This window comes from Citrobacter sp. Cb028 (assembly GCF_030336705.1).
GTDB classification, from domain to species: domain Bacteria; phylum Pseudomonadota; class Gammaproteobacteria; order Enterobacterales; family Enterobacteriaceae; genus Citrobacter; species Citrobacter braakii.
This window is the reverse complement of the sequence record NZ_JAOWCZ010000034.1, coordinates 1,865,947-1,887,126: the sequence shown is the minus strand read 5'-3', so window position 1 is coordinate 1,887,126 and position 21,180 is coordinate 1,865,947. Positions and strand designations below refer to the sequence as shown.

General features: G+C 52.6%; 26 protein-coding genes and 1 tRNA gene. 8 read left to right on the top strand and 19 right to left on the bottom strand.

Going from position 1 to position 21,180, the window contains the following annotated elements:
* Positions 1 to 69: 69 nt before the first annotated feature.
* A tRNA-Ser gene (locus OGV75_RS18795) sits at positions 70 to 159 on the top strand.
* A gap of 162 nt (positions 160 to 321) precedes the next feature.
* On the opposite strand, the gene OGV75_RS18790 is transcribed toward OGV75_RS18795, so the two are convergent.
* A complete protein-coding gene (locus tag OGV75_RS18790) occupies positions 322 to 1,383 on the bottom strand; it encodes a porin (RefSeq protein ID WP_053389321.1) in 1,062 nt (353 codons plus the stop codon).
* A gap of 443 nt (positions 1,384 to 1,826) precedes the next feature.
* On the opposite strand from OGV75_RS18790, the gene OGV75_RS18785 reads away from it, so the two are divergent.
* From OGV75_RS18785 to OGV75_RS18775, 3 genes are all read left to right on the top strand, one after another.
* The gene (locus OGV75_RS18785; protein ID WP_137380348.1) at positions 1,827 to 2,519 is read left to right on the top strand and encodes a phosphohydrolase; all 693 of its coding nucleotides are present in this window, start codon (positions 1,827 to 1,829) and stop codon (positions 2,517 to 2,519) included.
* 76 nt (positions 2,520 to 2,595) lie between these two features.
* Positions 2,596 to 4,026, top strand: a complete 1,431-nt coding sequence (locus OGV75_RS18780; protein ID WP_286481008.1) for a DNA cytosine methyltransferase — start codon at positions 2,596 to 2,598, stop codon at positions 4,024 to 4,026.
* Positions 4,007 to 4,474 (top strand): very short patch repair endonuclease, encoded by a 468-nt coding sequence (locus OGV75_RS18775; protein WP_047357991.1) that lies wholly within the window; start codon positions 4,007 to 4,009, stop codon positions 4,472 to 4,474. Before OGV75_RS18780 ends, OGV75_RS18775 begins: the two co-directional genes overlap by 20 nt.
* Here the strand turns inward: OGV75_RS18775 and yedA are convergent.
* Complete coding sequence (gene yedA / locus OGV75_RS18770) at positions 4,466 to 5,386, bottom strand: drug/metabolite exporter YedA (protein WP_016156848.1); 921 nt, start codon at positions 5,384 to 5,386, stop codon at positions 4,466 to 4,468. The two genes, OGV75_RS18775 and yedA, sit on opposite strands and share 9 nt — an antisense overlap.
* A 178-nt stretch (positions 5,387 to 5,564) precedes the next feature.
* On the opposite strand from yedA, the gene OGV75_RS18765 reads away from it, so the two are divergent.
* Together OGV75_RS18765 and OGV75_RS18760 are read left to right on the top strand one after the other, a co-directional pair.
* Positions 5,565 to 6,476, top strand: a complete 912-nt coding sequence (locus tag OGV75_RS18765; protein ID WP_286481007.1) for a DUF808 domain-containing protein — start codon at positions 5,565 to 5,567, stop codon at positions 6,474 to 6,476.
* 77 nt (positions 6,477 to 6,553) lie between these two features.
* Positions 6,554 to 6,736: a YodC family protein gene (locus OGV75_RS18760; RefSeq protein ID WP_016153498.1), complete on the top strand. Its 183-nt coding sequence runs from the start codon at positions 6,554 to 6,556 to the stop codon at positions 6,734 to 6,736.
* Between the two features lie 205 nt (positions 6,737 to 6,941).
* On the opposite strand, the gene yodD is transcribed toward OGV75_RS18760, so the two are convergent.
* Positions 6,942 to 7,169, bottom strand: coding sequence for a YodD family peroxide/acid resistance protein (gene yodD, locus OGV75_RS18755; protein ID WP_003030417.1), 228 nt, complete (start codon positions 7,167 to 7,169; stop codon positions 6,942 to 6,944).
* A gap of 163 nt (positions 7,170 to 7,332) precedes the next feature.
* On the opposite strand from yodD, the gene dsrB reads away from it, so the two are divergent.
* Complete coding sequence (gene dsrB / locus OGV75_RS18750) at positions 7,333 to 7,521, top strand: protein DsrB (RefSeq protein ID WP_016156846.1); 189 nt, start codon at positions 7,333 to 7,335, stop codon at positions 7,519 to 7,521.
* Between the two features lie 54 nt (positions 7,522 to 7,575).
* Here the strand turns inward: dsrB and rcsA are convergent, their stop codons facing one another.
* The 14 genes from rcsA to fliF form a co-directional block, all read right to left on the bottom strand.
* Positions 7,576 to 8,199: a transcriptional regulator RcsA gene (gene rcsA / locus OGV75_RS18745; RefSeq protein WP_016153497.1), complete on the bottom strand. Its 624-nt coding sequence runs from the start codon at positions 8,197 to 8,199 to the stop codon at positions 7,576 to 7,578.
* A 289-nt stretch (positions 8,200 to 8,488) separates the two neighbouring features.
* Complete coding sequence (gene fliR, locus OGV75_RS18740) at positions 8,489 to 9,274, bottom strand: flagellar biosynthetic protein FliR (protein ID WP_016153496.1); 786 nt, start codon at positions 9,272 to 9,274, stop codon at positions 8,489 to 8,491.
* An 8-nt stretch (positions 9,275 to 9,282) separates the two neighbouring features.
* The gene (gene fliQ, locus OGV75_RS18735) at positions 9,283 to 9,552 is read right to left on the bottom strand and encodes a flagellar biosynthesis protein FliQ (protein ID WP_003030425.1); all 270 of its coding nucleotides are present in this window, start codon (positions 9,550 to 9,552) and stop codon (positions 9,283 to 9,285) included.
* Between the two features lie 9 nt (positions 9,553 to 9,561).
* Positions 9,562 to 10,299 (bottom strand): flagellar type III secretion system pore protein FliP, encoded by a 738-nt coding sequence (fliP, locus tag OGV75_RS18730; RefSeq protein WP_006684053.1) that lies wholly within the window; start codon positions 10,297 to 10,299, stop codon positions 9,562 to 9,564.
* A complete protein-coding gene (gene fliO, locus OGV75_RS18725; RefSeq protein WP_029139581.1) occupies positions 10,299 to 10,676 on the bottom strand; it encodes a flagellar biosynthetic protein FliO in 378 nt (125 codons plus the stop codon). Before fliO ends, fliP begins: the two co-directional genes overlap by 1 nt.
* Positions 10,676 to 11,089 carry a flagellar motor switch protein FliN gene (fliN, locus tag OGV75_RS18720; RefSeq protein ID WP_003030433.1) on the bottom strand — a complete coding sequence of 138 codons (414 nt, stop codon included), beginning with the start codon at positions 11,087 to 11,089 and terminating at the stop codon, positions 10,676 to 10,678. The genes fliO and fliN overlap by 1 nt, the downstream gene beginning before the upstream one ends.
* Complete coding sequence (fliM, locus tag OGV75_RS18715) at positions 11,086 to 12,090, bottom strand: flagellar motor switch protein FliM (protein WP_003030434.1); 1,005 nt, start codon at positions 12,088 to 12,090, stop codon at positions 11,086 to 11,088. Before fliM ends, fliN begins: the two co-directional genes overlap by 4 nt.
* Positions 12,091 to 12,094: 4 nt before the next feature.
* Positions 12,095 to 12,562, bottom strand: coding sequence for a flagellar basal body-associated protein FliL (gene fliL / locus OGV75_RS18710; protein ID WP_016153493.1), 468 nt, complete (start codon positions 12,560 to 12,562; stop codon positions 12,095 to 12,097).
* A 104-nt stretch (positions 12,563 to 12,666) separates the two neighbouring features.
* The gene (fliK, locus tag OGV75_RS18705; protein WP_200010682.1) at positions 12,667 to 13,881 is read right to left on the bottom strand and encodes a flagellar hook length control protein FliK; all 1,215 of its coding nucleotides are present in this window, start codon (positions 13,879 to 13,881) and stop codon (positions 12,667 to 12,669) included.
* Complete coding sequence (gene fliJ / locus OGV75_RS18700) at positions 13,878 to 14,321, bottom strand: flagellar export protein FliJ (RefSeq protein ID WP_016153491.1); 444 nt, start codon at positions 14,319 to 14,321, stop codon at positions 13,878 to 13,880. Before fliJ ends, fliK begins: the two co-directional genes overlap by 4 nt.
* A 21-nt stretch (positions 14,322 to 14,342) precedes the next feature.
* Positions 14,343 to 15,713: a flagellar protein export ATPase FliI gene (gene fliI / locus OGV75_RS18695; protein ID WP_016153490.1), complete on the bottom strand. Its 1,371-nt coding sequence runs from the start codon at positions 15,711 to 15,713 to the stop codon at positions 14,343 to 14,345.
* Positions 15,713 to 16,420: a flagellar assembly protein FliH gene (gene fliH, locus OGV75_RS18690; RefSeq protein WP_094761578.1), complete on the bottom strand. Its 708-nt coding sequence runs from the start codon at positions 16,418 to 16,420 to the stop codon at positions 15,713 to 15,715. Before fliH ends, fliI begins: the two co-directional genes overlap by 1 nt.
* Positions 16,413 to 17,408, bottom strand: a complete 996-nt coding sequence (fliG, locus tag OGV75_RS18685) for a flagellar motor switch protein FliG (RefSeq protein WP_016153488.1) — start codon at positions 17,406 to 17,408, stop codon at positions 16,413 to 16,415. The genes fliH and fliG overlap by 8 nt, the downstream gene beginning before the upstream one ends.
* Positions 17,401 to 19,083 carry a flagellar basal-body MS-ring/collar protein FliF gene (gene fliF / locus OGV75_RS18680; RefSeq protein WP_047357996.1) on the bottom strand — a complete coding sequence of 561 codons (1,683 nt, stop codon included), beginning with the start codon at positions 19,081 to 19,083 and terminating at the stop codon, positions 17,401 to 17,403. The genes fliG and fliF overlap by 8 nt, the downstream gene beginning before the upstream one ends.
* 216 nt (positions 19,084 to 19,299) lie before the next feature.
* On the opposite strand from fliF, the gene fliE reads away from it, so the two are divergent.
* Positions 19,300 to 19,614, top strand: coding sequence for a flagellar hook-basal body complex protein FliE (gene fliE / locus OGV75_RS18675; RefSeq protein WP_016153486.1), 315 nt, complete (start codon positions 19,300 to 19,302; stop codon positions 19,612 to 19,614).
* A 45-nt stretch (positions 19,615 to 19,659) separates the two neighbouring features.
* Here fliE and yedF read toward each other — a convergent pair whose 3' ends face one another.
* Positions 19,660 to 19,893 carry a sulfurtransferase-like selenium metabolism protein YedF gene (yedF, locus tag OGV75_RS18670; RefSeq protein WP_000790504.1) on the bottom strand — a complete coding sequence of 78 codons (234 nt, stop codon included), beginning with the start codon at positions 19,891 to 19,893 and terminating at the stop codon, positions 19,660 to 19,662.
* Complete coding sequence (yedE, locus tag OGV75_RS18665) at positions 19,890 to 21,152, bottom strand: selenium metabolism membrane protein YedE/FdhT (protein ID WP_323667576.1); 1,263 nt, start codon at positions 21,150 to 21,152, stop codon at positions 19,890 to 19,892. The genes yedF and yedE overlap by 4 nt, the downstream gene beginning before the upstream one ends.
* Between the last annotated feature and the right edge of the window lie 28 nt (positions 21,153 to 21,180).

Genomic DNA, 21,180 nt, shown 5'->3' with positions numbered 1-21,180 from the left:
TGAACGAAATTGACGGAACTGGGTCTGTTAAAATGCCAAATTACCTGGCATCATGGCAACCGCCAAAACGGAGAGATGCCAGAGCGGCTGAATGGACCGGTCTCGAAAACCGGAGTAGGGGTAACTCTACCGGGGGTTCAAATCCCCCTCTCTCCGCCACTATTCAAGCACTTGCACGCCTTGCTTTCAACGACAGTTCTCATGGATGTCTTTTTCTTTGAGTATCCTCACAAGTTTATCGTTGTAATGCCCGTGTGGTAAAAAATACGCTTCGTTGAACAAAAAAAAAGCCCGCAGTGCGGGCTTTTGAGTTTGTGGAGATTAGAACTGGTACACAATACCCATGGCAAACTGATCATCAACTGCGTTGCCAGTAATTGCGCCGTCTTCTTTATCCAGCAGGTTAAATTTATACGCTGTGTAGACGTTCATATTTTTATTGAAGTAGTACCAGGTGCCAAGCTCGACGTAATTCACGCGGTCAGCGTTAACACCGCCGGCCAGGTCTTTACCCTGCGAGTAAACGTAACCCAGAGATGGACGCAGACCAAAGTCGAACTGATATTGAACGACTGCTTCAAGGTTTTGCGTTTTGTTTGCAAAACCGCGATCGGTTCCGGTTTTGGTCATATTACGCGTTTCGCCATACATCGCTGCCGCATAAACGCTGTTGGCGTCATATTTTGCTGCCAGAGACCAGACTTCAGCGTTGCTGCCATAGCCATCGATGGATTGTTTATCCGTACGGTCGGATTTACCATATACCGCGACGAAACCAAAGCCATCTACGTTGTAGTCCACCGACATGCTGTAGCCGTCGCCATTTGCTTTAGCGTAATCGTCATCGTGATTCTTGCCCTGGTACTGTAGCGCGAAATCAAGACCCTCAACCATGCCGAAGAAGTCTGTGTTGCGGTAGGTCGCCACGCCGTTGGTACGACCGGTCATGAAATTATCCGTCGCAGCCCATGAATCGCCACCCCATTCAACCAGCATATCGGTGTAGGCTGCCGCATCGTAGGCTACGCCATAGTTACGACCGTAATCAAATGAGCCGTAATCCGCATATTTCAGGCCCGCGAAGGCCAGACGGGTTTTTTGCCCCTGAGATCCTTCCGCATTGCTGGCGTCGAGGTTGTGTTCAAACTGACCAAAACCTGTCAACTCGTTGCTGATCTGGGTTTCACCTTTCACCCCAAAACGGGCGTAAGAGGTGTCAGCATTTTCACTGTTACTGCTATCCGTATTCGACCAGATGCGTTCGCCTACCATCTTGCCGTAAAAATCAATTTTATTGCCGTTCTTATTATAAATTTCAGCCGCATTTGCTGCGCTTGCAGCGAATAAGGCAGGGAGAAGCAGTGCCAGTACTTTTCTTTTCATTATGTATTCCCTTTATATAATAATTAAAATGAATATGTAGCGCTATCTGAAAGACTACATTTGAATACTATCTATGAAGTTCATTTAATTTTAAATATAACATGTAACAAATGTATTTAAGATATTTCAAAATGTTTCATTGTTGCTTTTATATAATTAAAACTGCATGACGTTTGAATTAATATTATCCATATAAATGTATTTTTTATCATATAGTTATGATTTCTTTTATTTTATCTTGTTAAATGTATATTATTGATATTTGTTATTTATTTTGCATGCGGGATTATAATTGATCTGCTTGTTTTGAATAATGAATTTATATATCCATTATAGTGATACTTATTGGGTGAGTAATATGTATTGATGATAAAAAAGCGTCGACGGTAGTCTGACATGAGAATTGTTGCTAAGGTGGTTTTCTTTCTGCGAAGAGCGAGAGTATGGAACTACAGTACTGGCAGTCGAAATTTGAAGCATGGTTACGTGACAATCATTCCGGGCACGACGCTGCCCATGACATCTTTCATTTTCGTCGCGTCTGGATGACATCACAAAAGTTGAGCATGGATGTGACCGTAGACTGGCTGGTGGTGCTGACGGCGTGCTACTTCCACGATCTCGTCAGTTTACCGAAGAACCATCCCGAACGTCATCGTTCGTCGGTACTGGCAGCCCAGGAAACGCGTCGCGTTTTGAAGCGTGATTTTCCTGATTTCCCACAACAACGATTACCTGCCGTGTGCCATGCTATTGAGGCGCACAGTTTCAGCGCCAAAATCGTACCAGAAACCCTTGAAGCCAAAATCGTGCAGGATGCTGACCGGCTTGAGGCGTTGGGCGCAATTGGTTTAGCACGGGTATTTGCCGTGTCCGGCGCGTTAGGCGTGGCGCTGTTTGATGCGGAAGATCCGTTTGCCCGACAGCGTAGCCTTGATGATAAACAGTACGCACTCGATCACTTCCAGACCAAATTGCTGACGCTGCCGCTGACGATGCAAACTGAACACGGTCGGCATTTGGCGCAACATAATGCTGACTTCTTACTGACGTACATGGCGAAGCTGAGTGCGGAGTTAAAAGGAGAATATGAAATGCTGGATCTTGACGCGATTCAACCCTTTAAGCTGCGTTAGTCGCCAGTACAGCCGCAAAGTCAACCGCGCTAATTTATGTTAACCTGTCAGCTATCCATTTCGGCCGGTTAAATGTATGCAGGATAATTTTTCAGTAGCAGGTTCCATGAACCCGATGACAGATGATAACGAGGCCGCCGCACAGGTGATTTTGGCTAATTTGCTTGAAATATATGACGTGAAAACGCTGGTTGCTCATCTGAATGGTGTTGGCGAGAACCGCTGGAGTCCGGCCATCTTCAAGCGAGTGGTTGCCAATGAAACGTGGCATCGCCTCAGCGACGGTGAGTTGGCTCATCTGAACGACTTGCTGCCGAGGCCGCCTGCGCATCATCCACATTATGCTTTTCGCTTTATCGATCTTTTTGCCGGTATTGGCGGCATTCGTCGCGGCTTTGAGGCGATTGGCGGGCAGTGCGTGTTTACCAGTGAGTGGAACAAGCATGCGGTGCGCACCTACAAAGCGAATCACTACTGCGATCCTCACCAGCACCATTTTAATGAAGATATTCGCGATATCACCCTCAGTCATCATGATGGGGTGAGCGACCAGCAGGCGGCGGAACATATCCGCCAGCATGTTCCGCAGCATGACGTGCTGCTGGCGGGATTTCCTTGTCAGCCATTCTCTCTGGCCGGTGTATCAAAGAAAAACGCGTTAGGGCGGGCTCATGGCTTCGCCTGCGATACGCAAGGCACACTTTTTTTTGACGTGGTGCGCATCATTGATGCGCGTCGGCCGGCAATATTTGTGCTCGAAAACGTCAAAAACCTGAAGAGTCACGATCAGGGGAAAACGTTCCGCATCATTATGCAAACGCTGGATGAGCTGGGTTATGACGTGGCTGATGCACACGATAACGGGCCGGACGATCCGAAAATTATCGATGGTCAACATTTTTTGCCCCAGCATCGCGAACGTATTGTGCTCGTCGGCTTTCGCCGCGATCTGAATCTGAAATCAGACTTCACGCTGCGCGATATTGTCTCCCGCTATCCTCAGCGGCGTACGACGCTGGCGGAGCTACTTGAGCCGACCGTCGATGCCAAATATGTGCTCACGCCGGTGCTGTGGAAATATCTGTATCGTTATGCGAAAAAGCATCAGGCACGGGGCAATGGATTTGGCTATGGCATGGTGTATCCCGGCAATCCCGATTGCGTAACGCGTACATTATCGGCGCGTTACTATAAAGATGGGGCGGAGATCCTGATCGACCGCGGTTGGGATATGGCGCTGGGTGAAAAGGATTTTGATGATCCGCACAATCAGCGATACCGTCCGCGCAGGCTGACGCCCAGAGAGTGCGCGCGCCTGATGGGATTTGAATCACCTCAGGGCTATCAGTTCAGGATCCCGGTGTCAGACACACAGGCTTATCGTCAGTTTGGTAATTCGGTGGTCGTCCCGGCATTTGCGGCGGTAGCCAGACTGCTGGAGCCAAAAATCAAACAGGCGGTTGCTATTCGCGAGAAAGAGAAACTGCATGGCAGACGTTCACGATAAAGCGACGCGCAGTAAAAATATGCGGGCGATAGCAACCCGCGATACCGCAATTGAAAAACGCCTTGCCAGCGTACTGGCAGAGCAGGGGGTAACGTTTCGCGTGCAGGATGCGACGTTACCCGGTCGTCCCGATTTCGTGGTGGATGATTATCGTTGTGTGATTTTTACCCACGGCTGTTTCTGGCATCATCACAACTGCTATCTATTCAAAGTCCCCGCAACACGAACAGCGTTCTGGCTGGAAAAAATAGGCAAAAATGTTCAGCGTGACGCGCGGGATTGCGAAAAATTGCAGGCTCTGGGCTGGCGCGTACTGATTGTCTGGGAGTGCGCCCTGCGTGGGCGCGAAAAGCTGGGGGATGACGCGTTGTCCGAACGCGTCATCGAGTGGATCTGCGGCGGTGGCGCAAGTGCGCAGATCGACACCCTCGGTATCCATTTACTGTAACGTCTTTTCCGACGGGGTTGCAACGGCGTCCGCTTTAATGGGAAATAAGTATTTACCGAGTGTGACCAGTACCACCGCAAATACAATCACGCCAAGCGCCAGCCATTCGATGGGCGCCAGACTTTCACCTCCCAGGCCGGTACCTAACAGTACGGCGACAACCGGATTAACGTAGGCATAGCTGGTGGCTAATGCCGGGCTGACGTTGCGGATCAAGTACATGTACGCGTTGATGGCAATAATAGAACCAAACACGGCCAGATAGGCGACCGCCATAAAGCCTGAAAACGTCGGCATAGTGGTCAACTTTTCCCCGGAAATCAGCGAGGCGCACATCAGCACAATACCGGCGGCTAACATTTCAATGGCTCCGGCCATCATGCCAACGGGTAACGTTATGCGCGAGCCGTACACTGAGCCAAACGCCCAGCTTATCGAACCTATCAGGATTAAAATTGCTCCCCATGGATTACCGCTCAAATTACCACCGCTGTTCAGCATGATGATCCCCGCGAGTCCAATTGCGATCCCCATCCATTCAAGTTTGCGCGTTTTGATGCCAAAAAAGTGGCTAAAACACAGCGTAAACAGCGGAACGGTGGCGACCACCACGGCGGCAATACCGGAAGGCACGTTTTGATGTTCTGCGACGGTGACCAGTCCGTTACCGACAGCCAGCAGCAGGATACCAATTAACGCGGCGTTCAGGAGCACGCGCAGAGGCGGCAGCTTATGTCCGCGGATAAGTAAGAATGCTGTTAATAAAATCCCCGCAGAGAGAAAACGAACGCCAGCCATCATCAACGGTGGCCAGCTTTCAACGCCAATGCGAATAACGAAGTACGTGGAACCCCAAATGATGTACAGCGCGAAAAGCGCACTGAAAAGCGGTAGCAATTGCCTGAAACGCATAATCCCTCACGGTGGAAATAAAAAGGTGCAACATAGTAAACGTCAAAACTATCTTGCTGGCGAGATTTATAATTACGTGCTGATGTTAAAAATTTGTTGACCAGAAAGGTCAGTTTCAGCATTGCGTGTTTTACTTCATACTTATGACTGCAAAAAAATAATATTGAGGGTAAAAATTTTGGCAGGAAGTAGCTTATTGACCTTACTCGATGATATCGCCACTTTGCTGGATGATATCTCTGTCATGGGAAAACTGGCCGCGAAAAAAACCGCGGGTGTGCTGGGCGATGATCTGTCGCTTAACGCGCAGCAGGTGTCGGGTGTGCGGGCGAACCGCGAACTCCCGGTGGTCTGGAGCGTCTCGAAAGGATCGTTTGTTAACAAAGTTATCCTTGTGCCGTTGGCGCTATTGATAAGCGCCTTCATTCCCTGGGCGATCACCCCCTTATTAATGGTAGGCGGGGCGTTCCTCTGTTTTGAAGGTGTAGAAAAAGTTCTCCATACCCTGGAAGCGCGTAAGCACAAAGAAACCCCGCAAGAGCGTCAGCAGCGTCTGACATCATTGGCAGCACAGGATCCGCTCACCTTTGAGAAAGATAAAATCAAAGGGGCGATACGTACCGACTTTATTTTATCTGCTGAGATTGTCGCGATTACGCTGGGGATCGTAGCGGATGCGCCATTGTTGAATCAGGTGTTGGTGTTATCTGGCATCGCGTTAGTGGTGACAGTGGGGGTCTACGGCCTGGTCGGGATTATCGTTAAGCTCGATGATATCGGATACTGGTTGGCAGAAAAGCGCAGTACGCTGGCCCAGTCGCTGGGTAAAGGATTGCTGGTTGTTGCCCCCTGGCTTATGAAAACACTTTCCGTGGTCGGCACGCTGGCGATGTTTTTGGTTGGCGGCGGAATTGTGGTGCACGGAATAACACCGCTGCATCATGCGATTGAACATTTTGCCCAACAGCAAAGTGCATTGATTGCGCTGATGCTTCCGACCCTGCTGAATCTGGTGCTCGGATTTATCATTGGCGCAATAGTGGTGCTGCTGGTGAAAGCCGTCGCCAGAGTGCGCGGAGTTTCGCACTAATTGTCGTAGGGTTGATTACGCAAAACCCTTCTTTGTCGTCTAAGGTGTAAAGGTTTCTCTTGATACAGGAGGCAGGTATGGTCTTTTCTGTCAGTGAGGAAGTCACCTCCAAAGAGGGTGGCCCACGCATGATCGTTACCGGGTATGCCAGCGGAATGGTGGAGTGTCGCTGGTACGACGGCTTTGGCGTCAAACGGGAAGCATTCCGTGAAGATGAACTGGTGCCGGGCGAGCGAAGAAAGCTCTGCCAGGATGCCTGAACACCGGGGTGCGCGTAACCGGGTGATCTTTCAATCATTAGTTATATTTATCATTTCAGTGAGAATTATTTACTTGTCAGGCAAAAAAATTGCAGATAAGGTTTGTTTCACATCAGATTTCCTGGTGTAACGAATTTTCAAGTGCTTCTTGCATAAGCAAGCTTGATCCCGACCCGATAAGGGCCGGGATTTTTTTCGCCCTCAGTCAGCGATTGATCTCCGACACGCTAAAATCATGGATATCAAGCTCGAACGCGTCGGCCAGTTCATGCCACGTGTGGTAATCACGTCCGTCGACGCTGACGCGTTCCGGGTCATCCTGACTGCGATGAATTTCACTCTCGCAGATTTCGTTGATTGCCTTCAGTAGCGCGTCCACATCGACGCTGACTTCACGTTTGGCCGTATCGCTGTACTCTTTCGCGGTTTTCATCCTCATACCTCTCAACCGTTAAGGATACCGGGGGAGCGCATCCAAACATCAGATACGCACAACTTAAGTATAGACCGTCGATAAAACCCGCAATCGCGCGAGGCGGGCGCTGCCAGAAAAAGGAAATTGTTCTACACTGGCACAAAGCCACAGGAGGAAAACTATGAAGGTGAATGATCGGGTCACAGTCAAAACGGACGGCGGTCCTCGTCGACCGGGCGTGGTACTGGCTATCGAAGAGTTTAGTGAAGGCACCATGTACCTGGTTTCGCTGGAAGACTACCCGCTCGGTATCTGGTTCTTTAATGAAACAGGTCATCAGGATGGTATCTTCGTGGAAAAAGTAGAATAAGGTGAGTTTTGCTGCATGATCCTGACTGGTGGATTCGCCACCAGTCAGAACGTGTTAGCGCGTATTCACAAAGATACCATTGGTAACGTTATCGGTGAGTCTCACAACGTGATAGATAACTTGCTTATTATGCGTCTTTATCTTTCGTTTTATATTCCCCTTATGGGATGACACGGTCTTGGCTTTGATATTCATTTGGTCGGATATCTGTATTGTTCCCTGACCCTCCATCCACATGCGTAGCATGCTGGACTCGGTACGGCTCAATGATAATGTCGGTAGATTCACATCAATGACAAAATCTACTTCTTTTTTCAGAATATCGCCAAGGAGTTCATCCAGTGAATCTGGTTTAATCGACTTAGAACTAATCAATAAATTTTTTCTGACTAATAGATACTCATCAAAATGCACGTTGGCAATTGCCATAAACACAATAAATAATGTGCCGGGATGCTGATTAATGATTTGCTTTATTTGCTGGCTATTAGCAGGATCGTGGATAAAGCAGTCCTCATTAATAAACACCACAGCGGGCTGTTGAGAGACACAGGCGAGACTGAGCTCCTCAACGTTGGAAATGTTGTTGATTTCCCTTTTCTTCACCCCCCGACTTACCAGATATCCGGTCAACCCTAGCCGGGTGTAACTGCACAAATCCATAATAATCGTTGACATGGCATACCCTCACTCAATGCGTAACGATAATTCCCCTTACCTGATTATTTTCATCACAACTAAACGGAATAATAACGACCCAAGATGACGCTTTCGCTGTTTTTCAGGCGAAATTACTATCCCGTAAAGTTGCGTATAATTTGCCAGGAAACATCTTAAAGTAAAGTAAATGTTGCGTTATGTGAGTGAGTCAATAATAAATAAACCGCGACAGAGATATCCTGGTGGATGTTGTCGCTTTTTAAATTTAGGACAATCCTTAGTAAAACAGGATAAAAATTAAGGGTTATTATTTTCCGGGCATTTCGCTGACAATATCAGCCAACAAATTAAAAATTTCGCTGAATAATCGCTCGCAGAATGGCGCAATTAATGGCATCAGGGCCGCCATTAATGAAATACCCACGGCGAGGGTGAGTGGAAAACCGATGACGAAAATCGACAGCTGAGGAGCCATGCGATTCAACAGACCGAGTGCGAGGTTTAGGGTGAGTAGCAGCGTCATTATCGGCAGGGCCAACATTAGCCCGTTGAGGAAAATCAGGCTACCCGCCCGCGCCAGCGCGAGAAACGCATTGCTGTTCACCGGATTGCCGCCGATTGGCAAGGTATGAAATGTATCCACCAACAGCGAAATAAGCCACAAATGGCCGTTAAAAGTCAGGAATAACAGCATGGCGAGCATGTCGATCAGTCTCGCCAGTACCGGCATATTCAGACGGCTGCCGGGATCAAAGAAGGTTGCGAAGGAGAGACCCATTTGCAGACCAATTAATTCCCCGGCGGTACGTACTGCCGCGAACGCAAACTGCATAGTGAAGCCCAGAGCGATGCCGATCAGGATTTGTTGCATTGCCTGCCATAGCGCCACGATAGAAAAGATAGGGACGTCTACCGGGGGAATCGACGGAGCGATAACGACGGTTATCATTAACCCCAGCCCCAGTTTTACTCGTTTGGGGATCGCGCGCTCGCTGAGAATTGGAGCCGTTGAGATGAGCGCCAGGATGCGCAGCAAAGGCCAGAAGTAAAGATTCAGCCAGTGGAGCCACTCAACGCTGGTCACCTGCAGCATAATGTCATCTACCCGATGATGTAGGGGATATTGCTGAACAGCGTACGTACGTAGTCGAGCAGCAGGTTAAGCATCCACGGGCCGGCAACAATGATGGCAATAAAAACCGCGACAATTTTGGGAATGAAGGACAGCGTCATTTCGTTTATCTGGGTCGCCGCCTGCAAAATACTGATGATAAGACCTGTGACGAGGGCGACCAACAGCAAAGGTGCGGCAAGGGCCAGGGCGACTTTCATCGCCTCTGTGCCCATCATCATGACCGATTCAGGTGTCATTTCGCGCCTCTAACTGTAAAAGCTTTGAGCTAGCGAGCCGACAAGCAATTGCCAACCGTCTACCAACACAAACAGCATCAGCTTGAACGGTAGCGCGATCGTGGCCGGGGGGACCATCATCATCCCGAGCGCCATCAGCACGCTGGCGATGACCAGGTCGATAATCAGAAACGGAATAAAAATGGTAAAGCCTATCTGGAATGCCGTTTTCAGCTCGCTGGTGACATAGGCTGGAAGCAAAATCCGCATCGGTACGGCTTCTGGACCCTGTAGGGGACCGCTGTTTGCTAAGCGCGCGAAGAGTGCCAGATCGGCTTCACGGGTCTGGCGCAACATAAACTCGCGCAGCGGCTGTGCGCCTTTCTCCATGGCTTCCTGCATAGAGATTTTCTCTTCGCTGAACGGCTGATATGCGTCGACGTAGATTTTGTCGATTACCGGCGACATGATGAAAAAGGTCAAAAATAGCGCCAGGCCCAGTAGCACCTGGTTCGGGGGGGCCGAAGGGGTTCCCAGCGCATTTCGTAACAGACCGAAAACGATGATGATGCGGGTGAAGCTGGTCATCATCAATAAAATGGCGGGCAGGAACGTCAGCGAGGTGATAAACACCAGCGTTTGCACGGGTAAAGACCAGCTTTGTCCGCCGCCAGGCAGCGGCTGGCTAACCAGACCCGGGAGCTGGGCGAGGGCTACTGGGCTGAAAAGCCATAAGCCTGCCAGCGTGATGGATAACAAACGGCGCATCAGGATCTCCCGGGACGCTTAAGCAAACTCTTCATCATGGCCTGGAAATCCGCGGGGGAGGCCGGTTTTTCTTCTGCATCAGCAGGCGCCGGGGGCAGGGTGTGCAACACGTTAATTTGCGAGGCCGTGACGCCCAGTACCAGGCGCGCATCTTCAACCTCAACAATCACCACGCGCTCACGTGGACCCAGTGAGGTACTTGCCGCAACTTTCAGTCCGCGCGTACCGGCGCTTTTGGGGGCAAACCCCATACGCTTAATCACCCAGGCTGCAGCCAGGATCAATACGATGATCCCAAGCAGCGCGCCGCTTACCTGAACCAGCGGTGAGCCGGGTACGGCGGCTGGCTGAGAAACTGTAGCCTGGGTATTCATGATTAACGGCTCAGACGGCGCATGCGTTCAGATGGGGTAATAATGTCGGTGATACGTACTCCGTATTTGTCTGCGACAACCACCACTTCACCCTGGGCAATCAGGTAACCGTTGATCAGGATATCCAGCGGCTCGCCCGCCAGACCATCCAACGCGACGACCGAACCCTGCGTCAGACGCAGCAGCTCTTTGATGGTCATGCGGGTTCGGCCCAATTCGACGGTCAGTTTGACCGGAATGTCCATGATCAGGTCGATGTCCTGCAAGGCACCGCTGACGTCGCCGCCACCTAACTGCTGGAATACCGCATCGGCCGCACTTTTGGTGGGCGTGGTTTTTTGCTCGTTTAACGCGTCAGCCCACAGATCGTCCAATGCACCAGTGTTCTCATCGGACGGATTATTCATATCACTCATTTGGGCTGTTCCTCATTCAGCGAATTCAAAATCGGGTTTATCAGATGTTCTACGCGTAACGCATACTGACCGTTCACCGTGCCATACTGGCTGGTCAGTACAGGCACGCCGTCCACATGAGCAATAATGCGGTCGGGTTTTTCAATCGGCAGTACATCGCCGGGTTTCAGTTTTAAAATCTGGGATAGCCGCAGCGGAATGTCAGCAAAGTTTGCCACCAGCTCCAGCTCAGAATGCTGAACCTGACGCACCAGATTATTGCGCCAGTTCTGATCTTCATTACGCGAGTTTTCCAGCGGCGGGTTCACCAGCAGCTCACGCAACGGTTCAATCATGCTGAATGGCAGACAGATGTTAAATTCACCGGTCAGGTTGCCAATTTCAACGTGGAATGGGGTATTGACCACGATGTCGTTAGGAGACGTGGTGATATTGGTAAATTTCACCTGCATCTCGGAACGAACGTATTCCACTTCCAGCGGATTGATGGCCTTCCACGCGTCGCTGTAGCTTTCCAGCGCCAGCTTCAGCATGCGGTTGATAACGCGCTGTTCGGTATGGGTAAATTCGCGGCCTTCCACTTTCGTCGGGAAGCGGCCATCACCGCCGAACAGGTTATCGACGGCGATAAATACCAGACTCGGTGAGAACACCACCAGACCCGTACCGCGCAGCGGCTTCAGGTGGATTAAGTTCAGGTTGGTCGGAACCGGTAAGTTGCGCGCAAACTCGTGGTATGGCTGGATACGGATCGCACCCACGGTAATATCCGGGCTACGGCGCAACAGGTTAAATAACCCCATACGGAACTGGCGCGCGAAGCGTTCGTTAATGATCTCCAGCGCCTGTAAACGCTCACGTACCACGCGGCGCTGGGTGTTGGGATCGTAAGGACGAATATCGCTTTCTTTTGCGATACCGGAAATGGGTTCGTCTTTAGTTTCGCTATCGCCATTAAGCAATGCGTCGATTTCAGCCTGAGAAAGAATACTGTCGCCCATGTCTTTACCGCAGAATAAAAGCTGTATAAAGAACGTCGGTGACAACCTGTTTGGGTTGCCCAACAACGAGCGGAGTCGCGAGCGTCTCTTTGATGGCGGCAATGAGCTGTTGCTTACCTTCTTCGGTGGCGAGCGTAGCCGCGTTCTGACGAGAGAACAGCAGCAGCAAGCGGCTGCGCACTTCCGGCAGATATTCGTTAAGACGTGAACGCGTTGCCTCGTCTTTCATGCGCAGCGTGATACCGATATACAGTACACGGTCCGCATCACCCAGATTGACGGTAAAGGTATCCAGCGCAAAGAATACCGGGGCTGGCGGTGGAGCCGGTTCCGCTTTGACGCTGGCGGACGGCTGCTGCTGCATGCGCCAGTAGCTATAACCCGCAGTTGCGCAGGCGGCGAGGGTAATCAATACCAGCAGAGGGATCCAAATAGCGCGTTTACTTTTTTTGTTAATCGCGGAGTCAGTCATCAGATACGGGCTTCCTGTTTCGGTACAGCTTATGGGCTGATTATCCCGTGTCCTGTCCACGACAAAGCGTGGAAAAGACGCGGATAATCATGCTACCTCTGGCGTTAGGCGAAGATGTCTACTGCGCCATCACCGCGTGCTGCGGCTTGCAGTGAGGCTGGCGCTGCCAGTACGGCGTCATCTTCAGCGGCAAAAATGTCTTGTCCCTGAGCGCGACCCGCCTGCTGTTGCTGCCCGGAAGACTGCTGATTACCGGCAAAGCTTTCACTGCTGATACTGCTTTGCCCAAGCTGGATCCCGCTTTCAGCCAACTGCGTACGCAGCATCGGTAATGCAGCTTCCAGCGCAGCGCGCACGTGACTGTGTGGCGATACCATTTGCAACTGCGCGAGATTGTCATCCAGCTTGAGGGAAATGTGCACCTGGCCCAGATCCTGTGGATGCAGACGCAGTTCTGCGCTTTGCTGGCCCTGGCGAGTAAACAGAGTGACGTGCTGGCTTAGTGATTGCTGCCATTCCTGGCTACCCAATGGCGCGCTTAGCACAGGTGCGGCGGTCGGTAACGGCTGAGCGTGGGACTGCGGGCCACTTAACGGCGCCGTCGTCATGCCAATGCTGGTCGGCGAAGGGGAGCTTTCAATTTCCGCTCTGGTCGTCGCCGCTGCCGTCAACGGGGTTAATGTCGGATTGTTTGTCTGATCTACGCTGCTGGCAGGCGTTGCAATATCCGCTTTGCCTTTTTTGGCATCACCTGGCAGCAATTCGCCAGCATTATCGGCGATAGCGCTGTGTACCGAACCTCGTGACAACGCCGAAAGCGTCGCATCAACGGGGGCTGGCGCGCTGTCGACGGCAGGCGTGGACTGCGGTTGTCCTGGCAGCATGGCGAACAACGCGCTCAGGTTGGCGAGATCCTCATCGCTCAGTGCGGTGTTTTTTTCATCCTGCTGAGCGACTTTGCCCAGAGTCGTCAGGGCATTAACTTTCAGTGAGGGCGTGAGGGCAGACAACAGTTGCTGAGCGTCTGTCATGTCGACAAGAGAAGCATCAGTGTGCATCTCTTTTTGCGCCAGTAGTTCGGTCAACTTGAGCGACGGTGCTGAATCGCCATTTTTTTGCAATAACCCTTTTTGCAGTTTGCTACCGGCCGCCTGTAAGTCGGCAAACGACAGCGGGGCGTCTTTACCCTGCGCGTTGTCCGCACCTAATGCACCCGCCAGCAGCGCTAAAAAATCCTCGGGTGAATCAACCGCTTTGCCTGACTGAAGACCTGCGGCTACGTCGGTGTCGGTGGTAATCAGTTGGGGTAAAGTAATCATTCGGGTTTCCTCATAGCTGCGCGCTGAGCAAATTCATCCATTTTTTTCTGATCCAGGCGGTTTTCGGCCAGTAACGCCGCCGAGGTTTGTCTGTCCTGCAGAGTCTGCCACGCCTGTAAACGTTGTTTTTTGTCGCGCCAACTGTTCAATGCCTGGTCTACTTTCTGCGTCCACTGATTGAGCTGTTGGCGGTGTTGCTCAATCGCTTTTTCCAGCGTCTGAATAAATTGTTGGTAATTGATCCAGCGATTACTGGTAATACCCTGACCCATGTCACTGTTCAGATTGTTGCGGTACTCATGCTGATAATCGATCAGCATTTTCAACTGCTCTTCCGCCTGCTGACAGCCACGACGCATCTCTCCCAATAAGACAGCGGCGTCATCTACCTCTTTTTCAGCCAGGTCTTTCAGTGTGGCTAATGCACCATGTTGTGCCATGACCTATGCTCTCCTGCTTACTCACACACCAGGGAAAATCAGTTCTAACGCGTGCAGAGAATCTTCCCAGTCCGCTCGTTCAAAAATGCCTTGCTGCAAGAATGCTTCCAGCTGTGGCCATAGGGCGATGGCTTTATCCAGCATGGGATCGCTGCCTTTGGCATACGCCCCCACGCTGACCAGATCGCGGTTGCGCTGGAAGCTGGATAGCAGCTGTTTAAAGTTACGTACCCGCGCATAGTGTTGTTCACTAATAAGCGCGGTCATGGCGCGACTGATCGAGGCTTCAATATCGATGGCCGGATAGTGACCCGCTTCGGCCAGATGACGGGACAGCACAATGTGGCCGTCCAGAATCGCGCGCGCGGAATCCGCAATGGGGTCCTGCTGGTCGTCACCTTCGGTCAGTACCGTGTAAAACGCGGTAACGGAACCGCCGCCGTGAATACCGTTCCCGGCACGTTCGACCAGCGCTGGCAATTTGGCGAATACTGAGGGGGGATAACCTTTCGTTGCCGGCGGCTCTCCGATCGCCAGGGCGATCTCACGTTGTGCCATCGCGTAGCGGGTGAGGGAATCCATAATCAGCAATACGTGCTGTCCACGATCGCGAAAATCTTCGGCGATACGCGTGGCATAGGCCGCACCTTGCATACGTAACAGCGGCGAGACATCTGCGGGAGCGGCAATCACCACCGAGCGCGCACGACCGTCGGTACCGAGAATATTTTCAATAAAATCTTTAACTTCACGACCACGTTCGCCAATCAGACCTACGACGATAACATCGGCCTGGGTATAGCGCGCCATCATGCCGAGCAGAACGCTTTTACCGACACCGGAGCCCGCGAAAAGTCCCATACGCTGACCGCGACCGACGGTTAACAACGCGTTGATGGGGCGTACGCCGGTATCCAGGACGTGTTCAATCGCGGTGCGTTGTAGCGGGTTAAACGGCGGCGTAATCAGTGCCCCGGTTTCGGTGGTATCCGGGGCGGGCAGACCGTCGAGCGGTTTTCCGCTACCGTCAAGCACACGACCCAGCAATGCAGGACCAAGCGGTAATTGCTTCCCGCTTTGCAGACCTTCTCCGGCAATGTTCTTCGCGTAAACGCGCGCGCCGGGCAGAACGCCTTCAACCTCTTCGAGGGGCATCAGAAACAGACGCTGACCGTTAAAGCCCACGACTTCACTTTCGACCTCCTGGGTTTCGTTGCCGTCCTGGCGTTCAATAACGCAGGTGGCGCCCAGCGGCAACTGTAATCCCGTGGCCTCCAGCACCAGCCCAGTGGCGCGGGTCAGGCGACCGTAACGGCGCACCGCAGGCAGCAGCGACATTTTCTCTTCGAAGCTGTCCAGCGTGTTGAGCCAGCGAGTCAGGCGAGTGGTCATTACACGACTCCCGGCGCTGCCAGACGGCAGAGTTCTTGCCAGCGCGTGGCAACGCTGGCATCCAGATCGCCTTCATCGGCAGAGACTTTACAGCCGCCGTGATGCAGCGTCGGATCGCCGCGCAGCCGCCAGCCGTGCAGGCTGAGGGTCGCACCGAGCATTTCTTCTACACGCTGGAGATCGTCCGGATGTACGCGTAGCTGCGGTTTACCGCTAAACAGCGGTTCTTGCTGCAACAGCTGTTGGATTTGTTTAATCAGCGCAGCGTTATCCACAATAGGCGTCTGGCCAATAACCTGACGCGCAGCTTCCAGCGCCATTTGCATCAGACGCGAGGCAATTACGCTGTCCAGTGCGTCCAGCGTATTCTGAAACTCGCTCACTAGTTGCTGCATGCGGGCATGGATCGGCGCATGCTGAGCGCGCGCCTGGTTCTGGCCTTGCTCCAGCCCCTGACTCAGGCCTTCCTGATAACCTTGTTCGTGGCCTTTTTGTCGACCTTCCGCCAGACCCGCGTTATAACCTTGCTCATGGGCCTGCAGTTGCAGCTGTGCGAGCTGCTGTTCAAGCTGTTGCTCTGCGGAAAGCTCTGGTTCTGCTGTTTCTTCTGACAGCGGGTTTTCGCTGTGCTCAGCCAGTACGAACTCCGCCATCGGTGGGGCGAGGTCGTCCGGGGTCCAGACTTTCCACGGCAGTTCGTTAGACATAGGTATCCTCGCCGCTGCCTATCACCATCTCGCCGGTTTCCGCCAGACGACGCACAATAAGCAGAATGGCTTTCTGTTCGTTTTCCACCTGCGACAAACGCACCGGACCGCGGTTGGCGAGGTCGTCGCGCAGAATATCGGCAGCACGTTGCGACATGTTGCGCAGGAACTTCTCGCGCAGCGGCTGTTCGGCACCTTTCAGGGCAATCAGCAACGATTCGGAATCCACTTCCTGCAGCAGACGCTGGATACTGCGATCGTCGACATCCACCAGGTTCTCGAACAGGAACATCTCGTCGATAATTTTCTGCGCCAGCTCGCCGTCGAATTCGCGTACGGCGGTAATAACCGCTTCTTCCTGCTGGGTTTTCATCAGGTTGATAATTTCTGCCGCCGTTCTCACGCCGCCCATTTTGCTGCGTTTGAGGTTCTGGCCATCGAGCAGGCCGTTGAGTACCTCGGTCAGTTCTGCCAGCGCGGCAGGCTGTACGCCGCCAAAGGTGGCGATACGCAGCATCACGTCGTGACGTAAACGCTCGTCGAACAGCGCCAGTATATCGGCAGCCTGGCCCCGCTTGAGGTGCACCAGAATGGTGGCGATAATCTGCGGATGCTCGTCGCGGATAAGGTCGGCGGCGCTTTGCGGCTCCATAAAGTTAAGCGTTTCAATGCCGCTGGTGGTATCGCGGGTTTCCAGAATATCTTCCAGCAGACTGGAGGCACGTTCCTCGCCCAGCGCTTTCACCAGCACGGAGCGCAGATATTCGTTGGCGTTGATATTCAGCGCGGCAAACTGTTCGGCTTCTTGTTCAAATTCGGCCAGCACTTCCGTCAACTGCTTGTTGGAAATCTGGCGAACGTTGGCCATCGCCGTACTGAGCGCCTGAACTTCGCGCGTGGAAAGGTGCTTAAACACCTCCGCCGCGCGATCTTCGCCAATGGTCATCAGCAGGATGACGCTTTTATCGGTACCGGTAAGATTACTCATGATCGTTGCTCATCCACTGGCGAATGACCAGCGCCACGACGCGCGGATCGTTATCTGACATTTCACGAATACGCTGACTCATGACTTCTGCTCCCAGACGCTGATTAGTACGACGCTGCTGAGTTTGTTCGTCTTTGCTGAGGCGAACTTCTACCGCTTCTTCGGTTTCCTGACGGACACGCGTTTGTTCTTGTACGGCTTTCGCTTCTTCGCTGCGACGGACCAACTGCGGACGAACGGCTTTTCGCCACAGGATCCACGCCACCAACAGAACCAGCAACCAACGACCTGCGGACATTAACTGATCAATAAAGAACGGCTGTTTCCAGAACGGTAGCTCGCCCATGGAATCGTCGGTCGCCGTGAAGGGAGAGTTCACCACGTTCAGGGTATCGCCACGCTTGTCGGAGAATCCCATCGCTTCGCGGGTCAGATCCTCAATCTGTTTCATCTGCTCGGCGGTTAACGGCAACGGTTTGCCGTCTGGTAACGTTTTGTAGTTGACCACGACAGCCACCGAGAGACGCTGCACATCGCCAACGTTCATTTTGGTATGGCGAATGGTGCGGTCAACTTCATAGTTGCTGGTTTCATTGCGCTGAGTATTGCGCGGGCCGGCATTATTACTGTTATTCGCCGTCTGTGCGTTTTGCGTATTTTGCGCGTTTTGCTGATTAGCGGGTGGGTTGGCGATTGGTGCAGTATTTGCCGGAGCGGGCTGATTTGACAACGCGCCCGGGACGCCGCCTGGTGCTCCGCTACCGACCTGCTCACTGACGTTCAACTGACGAGAACGCAGCACGGCCTGGGACTCATCACCGTTTGGACGGTACTGTTCTTCGGTTTGCTCTTTGTTGGCAAAATCCAGCTGCGCGGTGACCTGCGCATGTACGTTACCGTTGCCGACAATCGGCGACAGAATCGATTCGATACGACGCTGAACGCGGCCTTCGACGTCGCTGGCGTATTTCAGCTGCGCATCGTTAAGATCGCGGCTACTGGTATTTGACTGGGTTAACAGATGACCCGCCTGGTCGACCAGCGTAACGTTGCCCGGCGGCAAGCCTGCAACAGCGCTGGAAACCAGATGCGTGACCGCACTGATCTGACCTTCATCCAGCGCGCGACCCGGTTCCAAATTGACGGTGACGGAGGCTGAAGGCGCTTTTTGCTCACGCACAAACAGCGACGGTTTCGGCATAGCCAGATGCACGCGGGCGCGTTTTACCGGTCCCAACGTTTCAATCGTACGGGCTAATTCACCTTCCAGCGCGCGCTGGTAGTTGACCTGCTCGCTAAACTGGCTGATACCAAACTTTTCCTGATCCAGCAGTTCAAAACCCACCGCGCCGCCTTTGGGCAGACCTTGCTGCGCCAGACGTAAACGCAGTTCGTGGACTTTATCGGCAGGAACTTCAATGGCGCCGCTTCCCTCAGTAAAACGGTAGGGAACGTTCATCTGCGTCAGTTGGGTGACGATCGCGCCACCATCCTGATCGGAAAGATTGCTGAACAGCGTGCGGTAGTCAGGCGCTTTGGCCCACAGGACCATCGCCACGATGATCGCGACGGCAGCGGCTCCCGCCACAATCAGAGGAATTCTGGGATTCGCGCGCAGGCGGTTTAACCACTCGAGAGGTTTAAGCTGGGTTGCAGTCGATGCTGTCGCACTCATCTCGCACCTCGTGGCTTATCGTGGACGGCGTTTTTTGCAAAGTGGAACAAGACTCACTCCCGGGTCAGCAAACTCGAAAAATTGACGGTCTCATTATTTGCGGTTTCGAATTTTTCTATGCGTTAAAAACCGTGGTTTTTTATCGTTATTTAACGCCTTTATCTTATTGACTAACTGGTAATCTCAACTACGTAAAAAATTATCCAGGGGATCAGAATGTCGGCAATACAGGGGATTGAAGGGGTCATCAGCCAGCTACAGACCACGGCGATGTCAGCAAAAATGCAGGATATGCAGCCACAACCGACCGTGAGCTTTGCCGGTCAACTGCATGCGGCGTTAGACAGGATCAGTGATGTACAAACCGCATCCCGTGTGCAGGCTGAGAAATTTACCCTCGGTGAACCGGGTATTGCGCTGAACGATGTGATGACCGATATGCAAAAAGCGTCGGTATCGATGCAGATGGGGATCCAGGTGCGCAACAAACTGGTGTCGGCGTATCAGGAAGTGATGTCGATGCAGGTGTAGCAAGCCGAACATTCTCCCGCTGCGTCGGGCAACGGGAGAATCGCATTACTTCTGAATTAAATAACGAATCGTTGGACCATCCTGCTGAATATCCAGCACCGTGTAGCCGTGATTACGCGCATCCAGTGGAATATTGTTGATTGACTGCGGGCAATCGCTCACCACTTCCAGAATCTCACCTTTCTTCAATTGCGGCATCGCTTCCAGTGTGGCGACAGCCGGGTACGGACACGGCTCGCCGACCATATCGAGGCGATAATCAGGCACGATATTTTTCATACAGACTCCTTGGCAGGCGTCAGCCCAGCGCGACGGAAGAAGCGTTTTTCCCAGCCGATGATGAGCATCAGCGCGGTAAATAACAGCAGATAGGTTACCAGCAGGCCACCGAGCGGGCCGAAGGTGTTGAGCAGATTCACTTTGTCCCAATTGGTGGCAAGCGCGGGAGCAAAATCATCCCAGTAGTAGGCCAGTATGGTCGAGCCAATAACGTTGCCCAGACCCACCCACCAGTAATGCACCTGGCCTTCAACGGCGCGGTACATCCAGCCGGTTTCACACCCGCCCGCCAGAACAATGCCGAAGCCGAACAGCAAGCCGCCGATCACCGCATTCGGACCTGCCCACATGATTTTAGGCTCGACGCCCAGTTGTACGTAGCTAAAGATACCAATGGCGCTGACCGCCATCCCGAAGATGATCGCTTTCGCCATATGGGTGCGACCGGAAATCCACAGGTCGCGGAAGGCGGAGGTGAAGCAGATTTGCGCCCGTTCAATCAGCAGCCCGAACCCGACGCCGAACAGCATAGCCAAACCAAGTTTGGGCTTATCCATCGCAGTGAGGAGCGCCCAGCCGATCATGGCGATAAACACCAGCATGCCGAGGCGGAAACGGCGACGGGCCTGATCCGGCTTTTGCGTTAACGGAGAAGCGGCGGAGACTTTCTGCATTTTGACCGGAATACGAAACATCGGCAGCAGGGTAAAGCGTGCGCCAAACCATGAGCCAATAGCCGTTGCCAGGGCGAAAAACCAGGCGTGTAGCGAGAACTGTGGAATACCGGTGAAGAATGCGGCCAGGTTACAGCCCATTGCCAGCCGGGCGCCGAATCCGGCAATCATTCCGCCGACTATCGCCTGCATAATGCGCACCCGACTGCGCGGCATGCGTAATTTGACGTTGTTTGCCCACAATGCGGCAGCAAAACAGCCCCCGAACATACCGAGGATCATCATGCCGTCAATGCGGGTCAGGGGTGAGCCTTCGAGATGGATCAGCTTGTAGTATCCCCATTCTTCGGCGTGAACGCCAAACAGTTGCAGGATTTGACCACCCCAGCGAGTGAATTCGCCGGTAACGGCCCAGAAGGTTCCCGTAATGCCGAAATAGTAGGTAGAGAGAATACCCGCTGCGATGACCGCAGGGGCGGGGGCCCAAAATTTAATTAACCAGGCCTGTTTGAAGTGTTGCCATGACATGCGTTGTGCCTCTGAACTCAGAAGGTATGTAACAAGAAGTGTGGATACTACACCGATCAGAATTTTTGACTATGAGTAATAAGAG